The 17290-nt window shown below is 57.1% G+C and carries 15 protein-coding genes; 10 read left to right on the top strand and 5 right to left on the bottom strand.

Going from position 1 to position 17290, the window contains the following annotated elements; translation table 11 throughout:
* Positions 1-97: 97 nt before the first annotated feature.
* Positions 98-496: an endonuclease domain-containing protein gene (locus tag AZE99_RS08910; RefSeq protein ID WP_067200005.1), complete on the bottom strand. Its 399-nt coding sequence runs from the start codon at positions 494-496 to the stop codon at positions 98-100.
* A gap of 132 nt (positions 497-628) precedes the next feature.
* On the opposite strand from AZE99_RS08910, the gene AZE99_RS08905 reads away from it, so the two are divergent.
* On the top strand, positions 629-1249 hold the full coding sequence (locus AZE99_RS08905) for a LysE family translocator (RefSeq protein ID WP_067200002.1): 621 nt from the start codon (positions 629-631) through the stop codon (positions 1247-1249).
* Between the two features lie 15 nt (positions 1250-1264).
* Here the strand turns inward: AZE99_RS08905 and AZE99_RS08900 are convergent, their stop codons facing one another.
* Both AZE99_RS08900 and AZE99_RS08895 read right to left on the bottom strand, forming a co-directional pair.
* Complete coding sequence (locus AZE99_RS08900; protein WP_067199999.1) at positions 1265-1756, bottom strand: hypothetical protein; 492 nt, start codon at positions 1754-1756, stop codon at positions 1265-1267.
* A gap of 22 nt (positions 1757-1778) precedes the next feature.
* Positions 1779-2927: an alpha-hydroxy acid oxidase gene (locus AZE99_RS08895; protein WP_067199996.1), complete on the bottom strand. Its 1149-nt coding sequence runs from the start codon at positions 2925-2927 to the stop codon at positions 1779-1781.
* 127 nt (positions 2928-3054) lie between these two features.
* Between AZE99_RS08895 and creD the strand changes: the two genes are divergently transcribed.
* Complete coding sequence (creD, locus tag AZE99_RS08890; protein WP_231862575.1) at positions 3055-4473, top strand: cell envelope integrity protein CreD; 1419 nt, start codon at positions 3055-3057, stop codon at positions 4471-4473.
* A gap of 41 nt (positions 4474-4514) precedes the next feature.
* Here creD and ypfJ read toward each other — a convergent pair whose 3' ends face one another.
* A complete protein-coding gene (gene ypfJ, locus AZE99_RS08885) occupies positions 4515-5423 on the bottom strand; it encodes a KPN_02809 family neutral zinc metallopeptidase (RefSeq protein WP_067199993.1) in 909 nt (302 codons plus the stop codon).
* Between the two features lie 126 nt (positions 5424-5549).
* Between ypfJ and AZE99_RS08880 the strand changes: the two genes are divergently transcribed.
* The 3 genes from AZE99_RS08880 (at position 5550) to AZE99_RS08870 (ending at position 8111) form a co-directional block, all read left to right on the top strand.
* Positions 5550-6335 carry a 3-hydroxybutyrate dehydrogenase gene (locus tag AZE99_RS08880; RefSeq protein ID WP_067199991.1) on the top strand — a complete coding sequence of 262 codons (786 nt, stop codon included), beginning with the start codon at positions 5550-5552 and terminating at the stop codon, positions 6333-6335.
* 81 nt (positions 6336-6416) lie between these two features.
* Entirely contained in the window at positions 6417-7745 is a 1329-nt protein-coding gene (locus tag AZE99_RS08875; protein WP_443027758.1) for an amidohydrolase, read from the top strand.
* Positions 7746-8111 carry a hypothetical protein gene (locus tag AZE99_RS08870; RefSeq protein WP_067199988.1) on the top strand — a complete coding sequence of 122 codons (366 nt, stop codon included), beginning with the start codon at positions 7746-7748 and terminating at the stop codon, positions 8109-8111. It abuts the gene before it with no gap.
* A 116-nt stretch (positions 8112-8227) separates the two neighbouring features.
* Here the strand turns inward: AZE99_RS08870 and AZE99_RS08865 are convergent, their stop codons facing one another.
* On the bottom strand, positions 8228-8650 hold the full coding sequence (locus tag AZE99_RS08865; RefSeq protein ID WP_067199987.1) for a hypothetical protein: 423 nt from the start codon (positions 8648-8650) through the stop codon (positions 8228-8230).
* A 194-nt stretch (positions 8651-8844) separates the two neighbouring features.
* Here AZE99_RS08865 and AZE99_RS08860 point away from each other — a divergent pair, with 194 nt between their 5' ends.
* From AZE99_RS08860 to AZE99_RS08840, 5 genes are all read left to right on the top strand, one after another.
* Positions 8845-10236 carry a helix-turn-helix domain-containing protein gene (locus AZE99_RS08860; protein WP_067199984.1) on the top strand — a complete coding sequence of 464 codons (1392 nt, stop codon included), beginning with the start codon at positions 8845-8847 and terminating at the stop codon, positions 10234-10236.
* 174 nt (positions 10237-10410) lie between these two features.
* Complete coding sequence (locus tag AZE99_RS08855; protein ID WP_067199982.1) at positions 10411-11799, top strand: TIGR03013 family XrtA/PEP-CTERM system glycosyltransferase; 1389 nt, start codon at positions 10411-10413, stop codon at positions 11797-11799.
* Between the two features lies 1 nt (position 11800).
* Positions 11801-13897 carry an XrtA/PEP-CTERM system histidine kinase PrsK gene (prsK, locus tag AZE99_RS08850; RefSeq protein WP_067199979.1) on the top strand — a complete coding sequence of 699 codons (2097 nt, stop codon included), beginning with the start codon at positions 11801-11803 and terminating at the stop codon, positions 13895-13897.
* Positions 13894-15279, top strand: a complete 1386-nt coding sequence (gene prsR, locus AZE99_RS08845; protein WP_156472176.1) for a PEP-CTERM-box response regulator transcription factor — start codon at positions 13894-13896, stop codon at positions 15277-15279. The genes prsK and prsR overlap by 4 nt, the downstream gene beginning before the upstream one ends.
* 9 nt (positions 15280-15288) lie before the next feature.
* Entirely contained in the window at positions 15289-17286 is a 1998-nt protein-coding gene (locus tag AZE99_RS08840; RefSeq protein ID WP_067199975.1) for a tetratricopeptide repeat protein, read from the top strand.
* Positions 17287-17290 lie beyond the last annotated feature (4 nt).

The raw sequence follows: 17290 nt of genomic DNA, 5'->3' as shown, positions 1-17290 counted from the left end.
CTAGCCCCTCCCTTTCAGGGAGGGGGACATGTAACGCAAAACAGATCACTCTTGCTCCCCTCCCTGGCCAGGGAGGGGTTGGGGGTGGGTCGAACTACTATTCCGGTTTGGGCTTTCGTTTCCGAGGTGGGAGGGCCTCAGGTCTTTTACCGCCAAGCCGTTCGGAGACTGTATTCAATATTAGCTCAGCGACGCCTTCAGTGTTCTCCATCACCTCGTTATTCCAGAATCTGAGCTCCTTCCAGCCACGTTTGACCAGATATTCGGTGCGAACGAGATCCTTTTTCTTGCTGTCCAAATGCTGGCTTCCGTCCAGTTCTATGACAATTTTGGCCTTTCGATGTGCGAAGTCCACAATATATGGAGGTATTGGTAGTTGCCGTGTAAATCGCGGACGATATCGGCACAAAATATCCCACAATCTCCGCTCGGCCGGAGTGGCATTCTTCCTCAGGTTTCGGGCATTCCGAGTCAGCTTTTCGGGAACTCGTTTCATTTGGGTGATGTTAGGGCAGTGGTAGAGCCGATACCAGCCAACACCGGCACGACAGGCTGAAACTGTTAAATATTCTTCGCAAAACCTTCCAACCACTTCCCGCCACCGGCCAATCCCGATAGAAGCAGCCCGATGCTCGCGCCAATGCTCCCCTCATTCCTGCTCGTCGTACTGCTGGTCGAACTGACGCCCGGTCCGAACATGGGCTGGCTGGCTTTGCTTAGCGCCAGCGAGGGCAGGCGTGCAGGTTTTGCGGCTACCGCCGGTATCGGTCTGGGGCTGGCCACGATTGCTGCCGCATCGGCACTGGGGCTGGCACAACTGGCGCATGCTTCGCCGTTGATATTCAACCTGTTGCGCTATGCCGGAGCGGCTTTTCTGCTGTGGTTGGCGTGGGAGGCATGGGGCGCGCAACGAGAGGTCTCTCCGACCGCTTTTCACAAGAACGGTACAGCGGCGAAGCATTTCCGTCGCGGGCTGATCATCAATTTGCTCAATCCGAAAGCGGCGTTGTTTTTTATCGCTGTACTGCCAGTGCATATTGTCCCGAACGGGACGGTAGCCATGCAGACGGCACAACTATCGATCGCCTATGTGGCTATTGCCACAACGATCCACGTCATCATTGTCCTGCTCGCTGGCCGCGCCCATGGCTGGCTTATCACCGGTCCTTATACACGTCTGGTGCGGCATGGGTTTGCAATGATGCTGGCCGCAATCGCCTTGTGGTTTTTTGTCGGTACGTTCCGCTGATATCTGCCGGTCAGGTCAGGGTCTCGCCGGTGCCTTGCAACCCTTTTGCAGCCCCACACCTTTCAGGAAACCGCGGCGGACGGTACCGGCATAGACCGCCTCGTTATAGCGCCGCCGTTCGGCATTGGCACCGGTCACTTCACCGATAATACCGCCGAACGGGATGATCGAACCAATCGCGCTACCAGCGACACGGGCAGCGGTCTGTTCGCGTTTCTTGGCCAGACTCTTGTCGACCTTTTCATTGACGTCGGGACCCAGCACTGCGTTGAGTTCACTCACTTCGGCGATGATGGCAGCGCATCCACGCATACCGCCGAGGGAATAGGGATTCTCCTGAATGTCTATCAGCTTTTGCGGAACTTCCTTGCCGTCAAACGGCTCGGTGACCTTGTTGCCAGCGGCTTCGAGGGTAGAGTCCTCCTGCGCGCCGTTTTGGGCCAGCGCTGCTGTTCCCGGAATAGTGAGGGCCAGTATCAGGCCGGCAAATTTATCGATATTTTTCATTTCAATCCCCTGACCGCGCCGGTTACCGAAATCGCAGATTGTCGCGGTTCAATTGATCTACCGCCGTGACGCCCATTAGTTTCATGTCGCGTTCGATTTCCGCTTGCAGCAAAGCGAGGATTCGCTCAACCCCCGACTGTCCGGCAGCGGCGAGGGCGTAGAGATAGAGGCGCCCGCCCGAACAAGCCTTGGCGCCGACGCTGAGCGCCTTCAAGACATGGCTGCCGCGGGTGATGCCACCGTCGCAGATGACGTCGAGCTTGTCGCCGACCGCATCGCAAATCTCGGCCAGTTGATCAAACGGCGCGCGGCTGCCGTCCAGTTGCCGTCCGCCATGATTGGACACCATGATCGCCGTGGCCCCGATATCGACTGCTCGCTGTGCGTCGGCGACCGACATGATGCCTTTCAGGCAAAATTCACCGTCCCAATCCTTGGCAATCTCCTCCGCCATGGCCCAGTCGAGCGACTGGTCGAGCATGTTGGTGAAATAGTCCGCGACGGAATTGGGCACGCTGGTGCCTTCCGAGACATGGTCTTTCAGGTTGGACAGCTCGAACTTGTCGCGGAACATGTAATTCAGTCCCCATGCCGGTTTGGCGGCATAGCTCCAGAAGCTGGTCGGGGTGATCCGGGGCGGACTGGTGAAGCCTGAACGGAGACAGCGCTCGCGGTTGCCGCCGACTATCGTATCCACGGTGAGGGTAAGCGCATCGAATTTGGCCGCCTTGCAACGCTCGACCATCGACCGGTTCAGGTCCTTGTCCTTGTGGACATAGAGCTGGAACATTTTCGGCGTGCTGATGCTCTCTCCGATCTCCTCAATGCTCACGGTGCCCAGCGAGGAAATGCCGAAATAGGTTCCGAATTTCTCCGCCGCCCGGGCTACCGCGCGCTCGCCCTGCCAGTGGAACAGTCGCTGGAGCGCAGTGGGTGAGAGAAACAGCGGCATCGCCAGCTTCTGTCCCATCACGGTTGTGCTCATGTCGATATTTTCGACGCCGGTGAGAACATTGGGCACCAGATCGCAGCGTTCATAGGCTTCGGTGTTGCGTCGCCGCGTGACTTCGTCGTCCGCCGCGCCGTCGATATAGTCAAATATCGGAAAGGGAAGGCGTTTTCTGGCGAGCGCGCGGAAGTCATTCACATTGTGGCAATCCGAGATATTCATAACGGCCTTTCGATTGGACGCACGTGCGCCTCTGCTTGTCGCAGCTTTCATAAGGGTCTAGCGACCGAGTTTAGACGAACGCACGCGTCTCGCAAGCAACCTTTGTTGCCATGGAAGCGGGAGAAATATGATGGATGGTATGGACGTCGAAAACGGTTCGGAGCGAGAGGAACGATCTCCGGGTCGAAAATTCATGATGGTGCTGGTGATGGGATTTTTGCTGACGATCCCGTTGTTCGTCACTTGGCTGCTGGTTTACGACCGGCAAAGCCAGAGCGAAACCGCCCAGCAGTCGATCGTGTCGGGCTGGGGCGGCGAACAGGTGTTTGCCGGGCCGAAGCTGGTGCTGCCCTATAATGTTGCGCTCCAGGAAACGGTCGAGCAGAACGGCAAGAGCGTGACCCGCACCAATATCGTGCAACGCGAGTTTTTTCTGGCACCGGAAAAGGTGAAGCTGGACAGCGCTCTCAAGACCCGGACCAAGAAACGCGCGATATATGAAGTCGTTGTCTATGATACCAATGTCATCGGATCGGCGGTTTTCAGGCTGCCCGATGATTTTGGCCGAGACGGAATCGCGATCACGGATATTGATTTCACACGAGCGGAGTTGCGGTTCGGATTGTCCGATGCGCGCGGGCTGGCGGGCGACAACAGCGTCACGGTGGGCGGCGAGAAGCTGGTACTCAAACCGGGCAGAGGCCTCGGCGAAACCGGCAATAGCGGCTTCTATGCCTGGGTCGATGCCAGCGGCTTGATCGAGGGCGGGTTGGAGGCAGATTTTGCGGTTCGCTTCAAGGGCAACGAGAGCCTGACGATCGCGCCGCATGCCGGACTGACAGAATGGACGGTCCAGTCAAAATGGCCGCACCCCAGCTTCACCGGAAGCTTCCTGCCCGAAGCGGAGGAGACCAAAGTAACGGCCAAGGGCTTCGAGGCGAAATATTTGATCACCAACCTTGCTCTGGGAAGCTCTCTGGTTTCCATGCAAGTGGGGCATCAAGTGAACCCCGGAAGGACGGGGCCTATGGTTCATTTCGAACCTGACGGGGGCGCTGTTGCCGCCAGCGCCACGGTGCATCTGATCCAGCCGGTTGATCTTTACGGCCAGGTGGACCGGGCGGCCAAATATGGTTTTCTGATCATCGGCTTTACCTTTGTCGCATTCCTGCTGTTCGACCTGATCGGCGGGGTGAGCATATCCTCGGTGCAATATATATTGATCGGGGCGGCGCTGGTATTGTTCTTCGTGCTGCTGCTGGCCTTTGCCGAAATCATCGGCTTTGCGCTGGCCTTTGTGGCGGCGTCGGCAGCCACGATCGGGCTGATCACCGCTTATTCGGCCTCGGTACTGGCGAGCTGGCGAAGGGCAGGCCTGGTCGGCGGATTGCTCGCAGGCCTCTATGGCGCGATCTATATATTGCTCAGCCTGCAGGCTTACTCGCTGCTGATCGGATCGCTGCTGATATTCGCGGCACTGGGCGGGTTGATGTTCGTTACCCGGCGGCTTGACTGGTCCGGCAGTCTGAGCCGCGTTAGGCGATAGATGATAGACGGGCTCCGGCACCATGCGGGAGCCCGTAATTTCTAGACGGCGCCTTGTGCAAAAGTGTCGCAGGTGGATGGATTACCGGTCTGCAATCCCTTGCGCAGCCAGGCCATGCGTTGCTCGGACGACCCGTGGGTGAACATGCTCTCCACCGGACGCTGGCCGGCACCGCGCATCAGCGTATCATCGCCAATGGCGTGGGCCGCATTCAGGCCTTCCTCGACATCGCCGGCTTCCATCCGGTCGGCATTTTGCGCCGCCCATACGCCGGCATAGCAATCCGCTTGCAATTCCATCCGGACCTGCAGCGCATTGCCTTCGGCCTTGCTGGCACGGCCCTGGGCCTTGCGGACCTGATCGGCGACACCGGTCAGATTCTGGATATGGTGGCCGACCTCATGCGCAATCACATAGGCCTGGGCGAAATCACCCTTTGCACCCATGCGGGTAGACATTTCGCGGAAGAAGCTGGTGTCGAGATAGACACCCTGATCCGCCGGGCAGTAAAAAGGCCCCATCGCCGCCTGCGCTGCACCGCAGCCAGATTGTCCGGACTGGTCATAAAAGGTGAGGGTGGTCGGACGATAGCGTTCGCCCTGCTGCTGGAACAGCTTGTCCCAGGTCTGCTCGGTCGAAGCGAGTACCTGACAGGCGAAAAGTTCTTCCTGCGTGTCACAGGCGACATTGGCACCGGAGCTTTCGGACTGGAATCCGCCCGCGCCGGTGTCACCTGCGAGCTGCATGCCGCCGCCGCTGAAATATAGGAAGGCTAGCGCTGCGCCGCCGATCAGCAGGATCGTGCCGCAGCCCATTTTCCGGCCGAGCAACATTGGCAGAAAGCTCAGGAGCAATCCCAGGCCTCCGCCGCCACCGCCGCCAAAACTCCGGCCACCACCGCGGCCCTGATCACGAACATTCTTGCTGGGGTCCAGATCGTCCAAACGCATTACTTGTCTCCTCGTCTCGTTCCAATTCGCCTGATTCATCGAAAAGCGCAAGCGCCGCTGATTTCTTTTACAAAAGCATTGCAGTCCGGAGCGACTGTTTTAAGGTCGCGGCAAAGGAGAATTTACATGTTTCTAAAGGGTAAGACCGCGCTGATTACGGGTAGCACATCGGGTATTGGCGGCGGCTACGCGAAGGCGCTGGCGGCTGAAGGCGCGGCGGTGATGATCAACGGCTTTGGCGACGCGGGCGAAATTGAAACTTTACGTCAGGAGCTGGAAACGCTGAGCGGCGCCAAGGCCGCTTACAGCAACGCCGACATGACCAAGCCGGAAGAGATCCGGCAGATGTGTGCCGATTGCGCAGAGCAGTTGGGCACGATCGACATATTGATCAACAATGCCGGCATCCAGTTTGTCTCGCCGGTCGATGAATTTCCCGAAGAAAAATGGAATGCCGTGATGGACATCATCATGAACAGCGCCTTCCACACCACCAAGGCAGTATTGCCCGGGATGAAGGAAAAGGGCTGGGGCCGGATCATCAACACCGGTTCGATGCACAGCAAGGTCGCGAGCCCTTACAAGTCCGCCTATAATGCGGCGAAACACGCGATTGACGGCTTCGGCAAGACGGTTGCGCTGGAAGTCGCGACAAACGGGATCACGGTCAACACCATCTCGCCCGGCTATACGTGGACGCCGCTGGTCGAGGGGCAGATCCCGAACACGATGGAAGTGCGCGGTCTGACGCGGGAGCAGGTGATCAACGACGTGCTGCTGGCACCGCAACCGACCAAGGAATTTGTCCAGATCGACCAGATTGCAGCGCTCGCCATCTTCCTGTGCAAGGACGAAGCCCGCTCGATCACCGGCGCGAATATCTCGATCGACGGGGGCTGGACGGCGCAGTGACGGCGCGCACGAGCCGGACGAAATTTTGAACCTGACAAGAGTGTCCAATCGGATTAGTCAGGGATCAATAGAACAATGGGGATGATGATGCGGAAATATACGAAATTGGGCTTGCTGGCTGCGGCTTCTATCATGATGACCTCTCCTGCACAGGCAGACGGCTTGAAGGATGCTATTGCCGCAGATTTGCCGTCGCTGATGGATCTTTACCGGGACCTGCACAGCAATCCGGAACTGAGCGGCGAAGAGGTTCGCACTGCAGCCAAGCTGGCTGCAGAAGCACGCCGCCTCGGCTTCAAGGTCACCGAAAAGGTCGGCGGGACCGGCGTCGTCGCTGTCATGGAAAATGGCGAGGGGCCAACGGTAATGTTGCGCGCGGACATGGATGGACTGCCGCTCGAGGAGAAAACCGGTCTGGCGTTTGCGTCGAGGATGCAGGCAAAAACCCGTCAGGGCAACGACACGTTCGTCATGCACGCCTGCGGCCATGATACGCATATGACGGGATGGGTCGCCACGGCCCGGCAACTCGCTGCACGCAAAAATGAATGGGCCGGAACTCTGGTCATGATCCTGCAGCCGGCTGAGGAAACCGGCGAAGGCGCTCTGGCGATGCTCGAAGACGGGCTCTATACCCGTTTCCCGAAGCCCGATTATGCGCTCGCCTTTCATGATGCCGCGGGCGCACCTGCCGGATATATCGGCTATGCGCCCGGCTTTGCTCTGGCCAATGTCGACAGCGTCGATATCCAGGTGAAGGGCGTTGGCGGCCATGGCGCTTATCCGCATACGACCAAGGATCCGGTGGTTCTGGCCAGTCGCATCGTGGGTTCGCTGCAGACACTGGTAAGCCGTGAAATCGATCCGCAGGACCCCGCGGTCGTTACCGTCGGCAGTTTCCAGGCCGGTTCCAAGCATAATATCATTTCCGATGAAGCGCTGTTGCTGCTCACTGTGCGCAGCTACGGCGATGACACGCGGGCCAAGCTGCTAGACGGGATCAAGAGAATTGCGCGCGGCGAAGCAATTGCTGCTGGCATGCCGGAAGACAGGATGCCGGTTGTAACATTGCGCGAAACGGAATTCACTCCGGCAACCTATAATAGTCCCGATTTCTCGATCGAAATGGCCAATCTGTTCGAAAGCCGCTTTGGCAAGGAGCGGGTCGTGCAGTCTAAACCAGTCATGGGCGGCGAAGATTTCAGTCGCTATCGCCGCGCCGACGAGAATATCAAAAGCATGATTTTCTGGGTCGGTGGGGTGCCGATGGCGGAATATCAGGCATCGCTCACCGAAGGCACCAAATTGCCATCGCTGCACAGTCCGTTCTGGGCACCCGATGCAGAGAAGGTGATCACGACCGGTGCCGAGGCGATGACCGCTGCGGCCTTGCAGATCATGAAGAAATAGATGGACGGGCGATGCCTCTTTTTTGCGGCGCTGGCGTTACCGGGGATAGCGTTAGCGGCAGAGCAGGCGGATGGAGTGGGGGCCGGCTATTTTGAGGGACGCTGGGCCTTTGTCGATGAAAGCTGCGCGCTGCCGACCAACAGGACGATGATTGCAGGCGGGAATTTTGTCTCGGAGGATCTGGTTGGCACCTGGACATGGCAGGAAGGTGAGCTGGTCTTGAGTCTCAACGATCTTGCCGTGGACGAGGAAACGGGCGAGGCGGGCGGACGTTTCCGGATGGATGGTCCGGTCACTATAATCGATCGGGAGCGGTTTGACTTCACGATTGCGCCTGACGTCTATCAATTGAAACGTTGTGGCTGAAGAGTGAACCCTATTGCGAACAAGTCGCATGCTATTGATCGATATTGAGGTTCAGATGCGGTCAAGAATTCTACGAACGGCGCGTGCCGACGGGATATAGTCCTGAATCGCGATTATTAGCCTTCGGGCCCAAACGAACCGCCGGATTTAAACTCGATCGGATTTTCGATGCTGCCTCTTTCGCCGGGTCGGGGGTTGGCTGACGTTGCTGGCTCGCGGTTGCCAGCGAACGCCCCGCCACTGTTTGCCTTGCTGCCCGATTGTTGCTGGCCATAGGGGGCATTGACGTCGTCCGAGGATATTTCGCCATCATTGTCGTCAAGACTGATCATCGGGTCGCCAAAGACGAAATCATCGTCGCCCTCCGCTTCGTCCCCTTCGTCATAATCCCAGTTGTCATCCGACGTTTGGACAGAGGATTCGACTGGTTTTTGCACCTCTATCTCAACCGGTTGAACTTCGGGCGGTTCATCAGACGGCGAAATGAAATAGATCAACATCCCGCTGGCAGCGACAAACAGGAGGGTTTCTTTGATCATATGATTGCACCGGTTTCGTTCGTATAGCCAAAGCGAATTAGACCGGTGTGGTTAAGAAATATTTACAAACCGGTATCGAGGCGGATCGAATCTTGGTTGATAGGCTCAGATCGAAGCTAGGCCAGTTGCGAATAACCACGTATGTATAGGCAATGGACCTTGTAATTCTGTAAATATATTTACATAGGGTCGGAATGTCGAATCAGAAACTTTTTGCCGGCGCTGCAATCAAGCGACTTCGCCGTAGCGCCGCCATGACGCAGGTCGCTCTGGCCGAGGCGCTGGATATTTCGCCGAGCTATCTCAATCTTATCGAACGCAACCAGCGGCCGTTAAGCGCGCGTTTGATGCTGTTGCTGGCGGAGAGGTTTGACTTTGATCCAAGGCAATTGATCGCAGCGGAACCGGGCGGGGGGATTGATGCCATTCGGCAGCGACTGGCCGATCCGTTGTTCGAAGACCTGTCGATAGACCGCTCGGAACTGGACGAATGGCTGATCGCGGCACCCAATACTGCCGAAGCCTTTGTACGCCTTTTTGACAAACGACAGACAGACGGCGCAACCGGCGAGAGCAATGCGCCTGATCCGATTCAGGCCGTCCGGCGCGAAATCGAGCGGTGGCGTAACCATTTCGCCGATCTGGATGTAACGGCCGAGGGACTGGCTGATGAACTGCGGCTTGGTGCCGGGGATCTCTATGGCGCGATCGCCGAGCGGCTGCGTGTAAAACATCAGTTGATGATCCGGATTCTGCCGGAAACCGTGTTGTCCGACAAGCTGCGCCGTCTCGATCTTCACGCCCGGCAGTTGCAGCTATCGGAAATGCTTGATCCGGCTTCTCGCACATTTCAGGCAGCGCTGCTGCTTGGACAGATCGAAGCGAAGGGGCAAATTGATGCGCTGGCGTCTGGTGGCAATTTTACCGATCGCGCAGCAGAAAAATTGTTCCGCCGCCACTTGTCCGGCTATTTTGCCGCAGCATTGATGATGCCCTATGAGCGATTTTTGAAAGCATGCGAGCAAAGCGGCTATCGCATCCAGCTGCTCCAGCGTCGTTTCGGCGCCGGGTTCGAGCAGGTTGCCCATCGTCTGACCACTTTGCAGCGTGTCGGATCGCGTGGACTGCCCTTCTTCATGGTGCGGATCGATCGATCGGGGACGATCTCCAAGCGCTATGCTGGAGCCAGCAACGCCCCGCTGGTCGAAAGCGCCCATCGCTGTCCGCTTTGGGACATCCACCGCGTGTTCGAACAGCCGGCGGAAATCCGGTCTCAACTGGTGGCCTTGGAAGACGGCTCGACATGGTTCACACTGTCTCGAGCGGTGCAGGGCATCGGCTCCGGAGCGGGTGGCCACACTCCGGCCTTCGCCATCGGACTGGGCGTTTCCGCCGATGTTGCCGCTGCTCTATATTATGCGCGCGGCAAAGATCTGAGCATCGAGCATGCTGATGCGATCGGTCTGGGTTGTACGGCCTGCACCAGGCTCCAATGTTCGCAGCGGTCAGCCCCACCGCGTAGCCGGGTCTTGAAATTTGACGAGCAGGACCGGGGATTAACGCCATTTGATTTCGTCAACGACTAGGTCCTGACCTTGGGCCGGAGCGTTAACGCGCTATGCTGAGCAGCGCAAAACTGTCGGCAAATTGAACAATTTTCACGATATGGCGCGATATTCGGTGAAATCCTTTGTAAAATTTACCGACAGATAACCATTTTTCCTTATGGGCCGGACGGATCAAGGAAAGACCCCGGCAATATGATCCGATTGTTCAAACATTATATTCCTTATCCGGTTATTTTTCTGGGTTTGATCGATTTCATGCTGTTGCTGATGGCGGCCGAAGCTGGCTGGATATTGCGCGCGTTTCAGATCGACATGACGTTCGGGTCGATCGTCGACCGACCGGCACCGATTTTCAGCTTTGCCCTTGCTCTTCAACTGGCGCTGATTGCAGTCGGTGTTTATGGCCCCGAAGCGTTGCAATCCCTCCGTTTTGCCGCTGCCCGGATTCTGGTCGCGATTTCTCTGGGTGTGATTTTTCTGTCTCTGCTCTCCTTTGTCCTGCCAGGGATCACGTTGTGGCGCTCCAATTCGCTCTATGCGATGATCCTGGCAATCCTGTTCTTGATGGTGATCCGGATTTTGCTGGGCACTATACTCGACAGCGATATCTTCAAACGGCGTCTGCTAATTCTCGGCGCTGGTCCCCGGGCGGGGCGGATTGCCGTGCTGGAAAAACGGCAGGAAAGCGGCTTCATCATCGCCGGCTATGTCGACATGAATGAAGGCCCGAGCCTGATCGACGGCGCGGTGCTGCGTCCTGATATTGCCAATCTGCCGCAACATGTCATTGATCTGGAAGTTAGCGAAGTGGTTCTGGCGCTCGAAGAACGGCGCAACTCCCTTCCGGTCGCCGATCTGCTGACGATCAAGACGACCGGCGTCCACGTTAATGACTTGTCGAGCTTTCTCGAGCGCGAAACCGGACGTGTGGATCTGGATAGCGTCAACCCGAGCTGGTTCATCTTCTCGGACGGATTTTCCTCGGGGCGCCGGTTGTCGACGCTGTTCAAACGGGGCTTTGACATATTTCTCAGTTTTCTTTTGCTGCTTTTAACGGGACCGATAATTCTGCTCTTTGCAGTGCTCATCAAGATGGAAAGCCGGGGCGATTCCTTTTTCAAGCAGGAACGGGTCGGCCTCTACGGTCAGAAATTCAAAATCCTCAAACTTAGATCCATGTGCGTCGATGCCGAGTCAGAAGGAGAAGCGATCTGGGCGACGAAGAATGATCCGCGCGTCACTCGTATCGGCAGGCTCATTCGCAAGGTCCGGATTGATGAACTGCCCCAAGCCTGGAGCGTGTTGAAAGGCGAGATGAGTTTTGTCGGTCCCCGTCCGGAGAGGCCGCAATTTGTCGAAGATTTGCAGACGAAAATGCCTTTTTATGCCGAGCGGCATATCGTCAAGCCGGGTATCACTGGCTGGGCCCAGATCAACTATCCTTATGGCGCATCGACCGAAGACGCGCGGCACAAGCTGGAATATGATCTATATTATGCTAAAAATTATACACCCTTTCTGGACTTGCTGATCATCCTCCAGACCATCCGTGTCATATTATGGCCAGAGGGAGCGCGCTGAGATGATATCGCTTCTCGATTATATCAGTCTGTTCGGTCATGGCATTGCTGCGGCTCTTTTCGGCGCGCTGGCGATCTGGCAATTTCAGCGCAAGGTCGACCGCAATAGCAAGCAAATATGGTTGGTCATCGCCATCGCACTGACAAGCTTTTGGGCGCTTTCCATTGCTGTTGAAGGACATTTGTCACCGATTTCCCGGTTCGCGGAAACTTTGCGCAATTGTGGCTGGCTGGCGTTCATGTTCATCCTGCTCCGGGCCGGGGAGGGGCGCGATGAGCCAAAAACGGTCAACACCATCTATGCCGCACTCGCTTTTGTCCTGATCGGGCAGATGCTTGTGGATTCTTTGCTCCCCGCCTTGTCAGGAAGCCCGCGTCTCGAAGGGGTGACGCTCTATACATCGCTCGTGTTGCGGATGATCTTTGCCGTGGGCGCGCTGGTGCTCGTGCACAATCTCTATTCGATTTCCGCGCCGGAAACCCGTTGGGGCATCCGGCTGCCAATGGCTTCGCTGGCGGCAATCTGGACATTTGATCTCAATCTTTTCACGATTACATATCTGACCCAGCAAACCCCGGTGGAACTGCACGCCATGCGCGGGCCGATGATGGCGGTAATTGCGCCCATTCTCGCTTTGGCCGCGTTGCGCAATACGGAATGGAACCTGAAGCTGTCGCGCAGTGTGGCCTTCCGTTCGCTGTCGCTTGTCGCGATCGGCAGCTATCTCCTGATGATGGTGGTGATCGCGACGGCGCTGCAGATCATAGGCGGTGACTATGCGCGCCTAGCCCAGATCAGCTTTCTGTTTGGTACGTCCATCGGCGCTCTGCTGCTGCTGCCCTCTGGACGGTTCCGCGCCTGGCTGAAAGTCAAGTTGGCGAAGAATTTCTTCCAGCACCGCTATGACTATCGGTCGGAATGGATCCGCTTTACCGATACCGTTGGTCGCCCCGGTGCGGGCAGCGCGCCGTTCCACGAACGGGTGATAAAGGCAATCGCCGACATAACGGACTCGCCAGCCGGCATTTTGCTGGTGCCGGACGATTCCGGTCAACTGGTGCTGCAATCTCGCTGGAACTGGTCCTCGATCGAGGTCCCAACGCGCGCGTGCACGAACCGGACCACCGCTTTTTTCGAAGAGACCAGCCATATCGTGGAATTTGATACGCTTCGTGCCGGTCAGGACGACAAATGCGATGCAACCGCTATTCCGGACTGGATGAACCATGATGACCGGATTTGGGTAGGGGTGCCGCTGGTTCATTTCGACCGGCTTGCCGGATTGATGCTGCTTGCTCGACCGCGGATTAACCGAACGCTCGATTGGGAAGATCTGGATATGCTCCGCGTAGTCGGCCGTCAGGTGGCCAGTTACCTCGCCGAGTCTCGCAGTCAGGAATCCCTGTCCGAAGTCCAAAGATTTGACGAATTCAATCGCCGCATGGCGTTCATCATGCATGACATCAAAAATCTGGTCAGCCAGCTCAGCCTGCTTGCCGGCAATGCCAAGCGCCACGCGGATAATCCTGAATTTCAGGCCGACATGATCGAGACGCTGCAGGATTCAACGGTCAAGATGAACGGCCTGCTCGAACGTCTGTCGCAGCATAACAAGTCCCATCCCGAAGAGCCGAAGGCTGTAAAAGTCGGAGCCCTGATCCAGTCCACCATCGAGAAAAAACGGCTACTGCATCACCTGGAAAGCAACTGGGTTGAAGATCTGACGGTTTTTGCTGATCCCGCACGAGTGGATCAGATATTGGGGCATTTGATCCAGAATGCGATCGATGCCAGCACCGAAGATCAGTCGATAACCATCAACGCGCGGCGCAGAGATTTGAGCGTCGCCATTGAAGTCTGTGATCAGGGAACGGGCATGTCGAACGAGTTTATCCGCAGCCAGCTTTTCAAGCCATTTGCCTCCAGCAAGGAAGGTGGCTTCGGGATCGGGGCCTATGAAGCGCGCGAATTGGCGCGAGCGATGAACGGTCGTTTGGAAGTGGAGAGCACGGAAGGCGTGGGCAGTCGATTCACGTTGATCCTGCCGCTTGCAAAACATTTACCGGAAAAAATTTCAGCAGACGAAAGGGCCGCATGATGCCGGATAAAAGCCAACCGAAAAAAGAAAAGCTGCTGATCGTCGAAGATGACCCGGGTCTGCAGAAGCAGCTCAAATGGGCCTATGACGATTTTGAGGTGATCATAGCGGGCGATCGCGAATCAGCCATCGAGATGCTGCGCGCCGAAGAGCCGGATGTGGTCACTCTGGATCTCGGCCTGCCACCGGATCCTGACGGCACCACCGAAGGCTTCGCAACCATGGATGCGATCTTGAGCCTGAAACCAGATACGAAAGTCATTGTTGCGTCGGGCCATGGGGAAAAATCCAGCGCCTTGCGGGCTATTTCCAGCGGCGCCTGGGACTTTTATCAGAAGCCAGTCGATATTGACGAACTGGGACTGATCGTCCGGCGCGCCTTTCACGTGCACAAGCTGGAACAGGAAAATGCCAGTCTTGCCGCGAGAGGCAATGGCGAAGGATATATATTGGGCGGGATTATTACCGGTGCCCCGGAAATGCTGAAAGTCGCACAGATGGTCGAGCGCGTGGCGAATACCAATGCGTCGGTCATGCTGCTCGGCGCCAGTGGCACGGGAAAGGAATTGCTGGCCAAGGGCCTGCATGAATCGAGCGACCGGCGAGACAAGGCATTTGTTGCCATCAATTGCGCGGCGATTCCGGAAAACCTGCTGGAGTCCGAATTGTTCGGACATGAGAAGGGGGCGTTTACCGGTGCGATCAAGACGACCGAAGGAAAGATTGAGCAGGCCGATGGCGGGACGCTGTTTCTGGATGAAGTCGGGGATATTCCGTTGCCACTGCAGGTGAAGTTGCTGCGTTTTCTGCAAGAACGGGTGATCGAGAGGATTGGCGGGCGCAAGGCTATTGCTGTCGATACGAGGATCGTTTGTGCGACCCATCAGAATCTTGAAACGATGATAAGCGAGAATATATTTCGCGAAGATCTCTATTACCGGCTTGCCGAAATCGTGATCAAAATCCCGGCCCTGTCCGAGCGCTCTGGTGATACCAGCCTGCTCGCGCGACATTTCCAGAAGAAATTCGCCGCGGAAATCAATCCCGCGGTCAAGGGACTGGCTCCCGATGCGATGGCCGCGCTGGAAGCCTGGCACTGGCCGGGTAATGTCCGTGAGCTGGAGAACCGGATCAAGCGCGCGGTGATCATGGCCGATGGCAAGATGATCGGCGCGAACGATCTTGATCTGGAAGTCGATGACAAAGCGGCGACGGACTTGCTGAACCTGAAAGCGGCGCGCGAAGCTGCTGACCGTTCGGCGATCCTGCGCGCCATTTCCCAAACCGGCGGCAATATCTCCAACGCGGCCAAGTTGCTCGGGATCAGCCGCCCGACCCTCTATGATCTGCTCAAGCAATATAAGCTGCAGCAAGCCAGCTGAACCTTGGTGATGGTTATTGGTCATAAATTGCGATTTTACAGCAAGTCGCTCATTCTCACCGCTGCGCTGGCGGTGGGCCTGGTGGGCGTGCCGACCGCAATTCATGGCGCGAGCGAAGGCAATGAAGATGCCCGCGAAGCCTTTGGCAAGGCCGAGCAGTTTCGCGCGAAACGCGATATCAGGTCGGCGCGGATCGAATTGATGAACGCGATCAAGGCTGATCCCGAGTGGATTGATGCGCGCGTGGCACAGGCTGAAGTCTTGCTGGGTCTCGGCGATGGCATTGGCGCGGAGGCGGAACTCGACCGGGCGGTCAAGCTGGGTCTCGAGCCTGCTGCTGTCCGGCATCTATACGGCCATGCCTATTCCTTGCAAGGCAATGCACAAAAGGCGCGCGATCAGCTGCTGACCAATGATATTCCACGGAAGAATCAGGGCTATGCGGCCCGGATCATGGGCAAAGTCGCGCTGCAGATGGATGATGAACAGCTGGCTGGGGCGGCCTATAACCGGGCGATGGAGCTGGACGGAAAAAATCCAGACCTCTGGGTTGATATTGCTCGCTTTCGGGCACGATCGGGAGATCAGGCCGGCGCAACCAATGCTGTCGATGAAGCCGTGAAGCTGGACCCCGCCAATATCCGTGCCTTGCAATATCGCGGCGAGCTGCTGCGGTTCCAGTTCGGACTGGGCGCTGCTTTGCCCTGGTTCGAACGGGCGCTGGATATTGATCCGAATGATGTGTCGCTGTTGACCGAATATGCGGCAACGCTGGGTGATATGGGGCGAATGACGGACATGCTGGTCGTCGCCCGCAAGATCATCGCGCTGGATGGAACAAACCCGCGTGCGTTCTTCATGCAGGCGGTTCTTGCCGCTCGGGCCGGCAAATTTGGACTGGCCAGACGGTTGATGCAACAGACCGGGGGCGAGATTGACAATGTACCGGCAGTGATGCTCGTGCAGGGAATTATCGAGCATGGCGAAGGCAATCACAACGCAGCGGTGGACAAGTTTCGGCGACTGGTGTCAATGCAGCCCAATAACCGGCAAGCGCAAAATCTGCTCGCCCGTTCCCTCTATCTCGCCGGAAGCGCCGTGGATGCGGTCGAGGTGCTGAAAGCACAGGTCAATCGGAGCGGGGCCGATCCCTATGCATTGTGGCTGGCGGGCCGAGCGCTTGAGGCAATGGATGAGCGCGGACAGGCCACCGGCTTGCTGAACCGGGCCGCCATCCATGACCTGGGCAAGGAGAGCGCTTTTGTTGCCGTTGTTCCGCTGAACGTGCTGCGCGCAGAGGCGCAACGCAACGCGAATGATGCGCGCGTGGTGGTCCCTTATATTCGAGCGCTTTATATTGCCGGCGATTATAATGCCGCTTTCGCCGAAGCAAAGCGGCTCCAGCAGAGCAATCCCGGCGCGAGTGCGGCGCATATTCTGGTCGCTGATGTAGCCGCCACCATGGGCAATTATGATGAGGCGATCGATGCCCTTCAGAAAGCCCGCAGCATTCGGTTCTCCGAACCGGTGATGTTGCGCCTGGTTGAGGTTTTTCGTGCAACCGGCGCGATGCAGCAATCGGGAGAGGCACTGGCGCAATATCTCAATTATAATCCCAGCAATATCGCAGGGCTGCGCTGGATGGCCTATGCCCATCTAGAAACCGAAAGCTGGACGGTTGCCGCTCATATCCTCGAAAATCTGCGGAAAAGGATTGGCGACAATGATGCACTGATCCTGGCCGGTCTGACTCAGGCCTATACCGGTCTGGGTCTAACCGAAAAAGCGATCGCCGCCGGACGGGATGCCTATCGCGTGCAACCGTCAAGCCCTGTGGTATCCCATCTTTACGGTCTTGCCTTGATGGAAGATGATGCGCGCAAAAAAGATGGTATCAGTCTGCTGAAAAAAGCGGTGGCGATCATGCCTGAAAATCGGGTTTATCGGAAAAGTCTGCGCCGTGCTTATGCTGCCCGGCGGGCCGACCGGAGAAAAGTCAAAAGCTGAAGAC

This window comes from Sphingorhabdus sp. M41, assembly GCF_001586275.1.
In the GTDB taxonomy this organism is placed as follows: domain Bacteria; phylum Pseudomonadota; class Alphaproteobacteria; order Sphingomonadales; family Sphingomonadaceae; genus Parasphingorhabdus.
The sequence above is the reverse complement of the archived record's forward strand: the minus strand, read 5'-3'. Positions and strand labels throughout refer to the sequence as shown.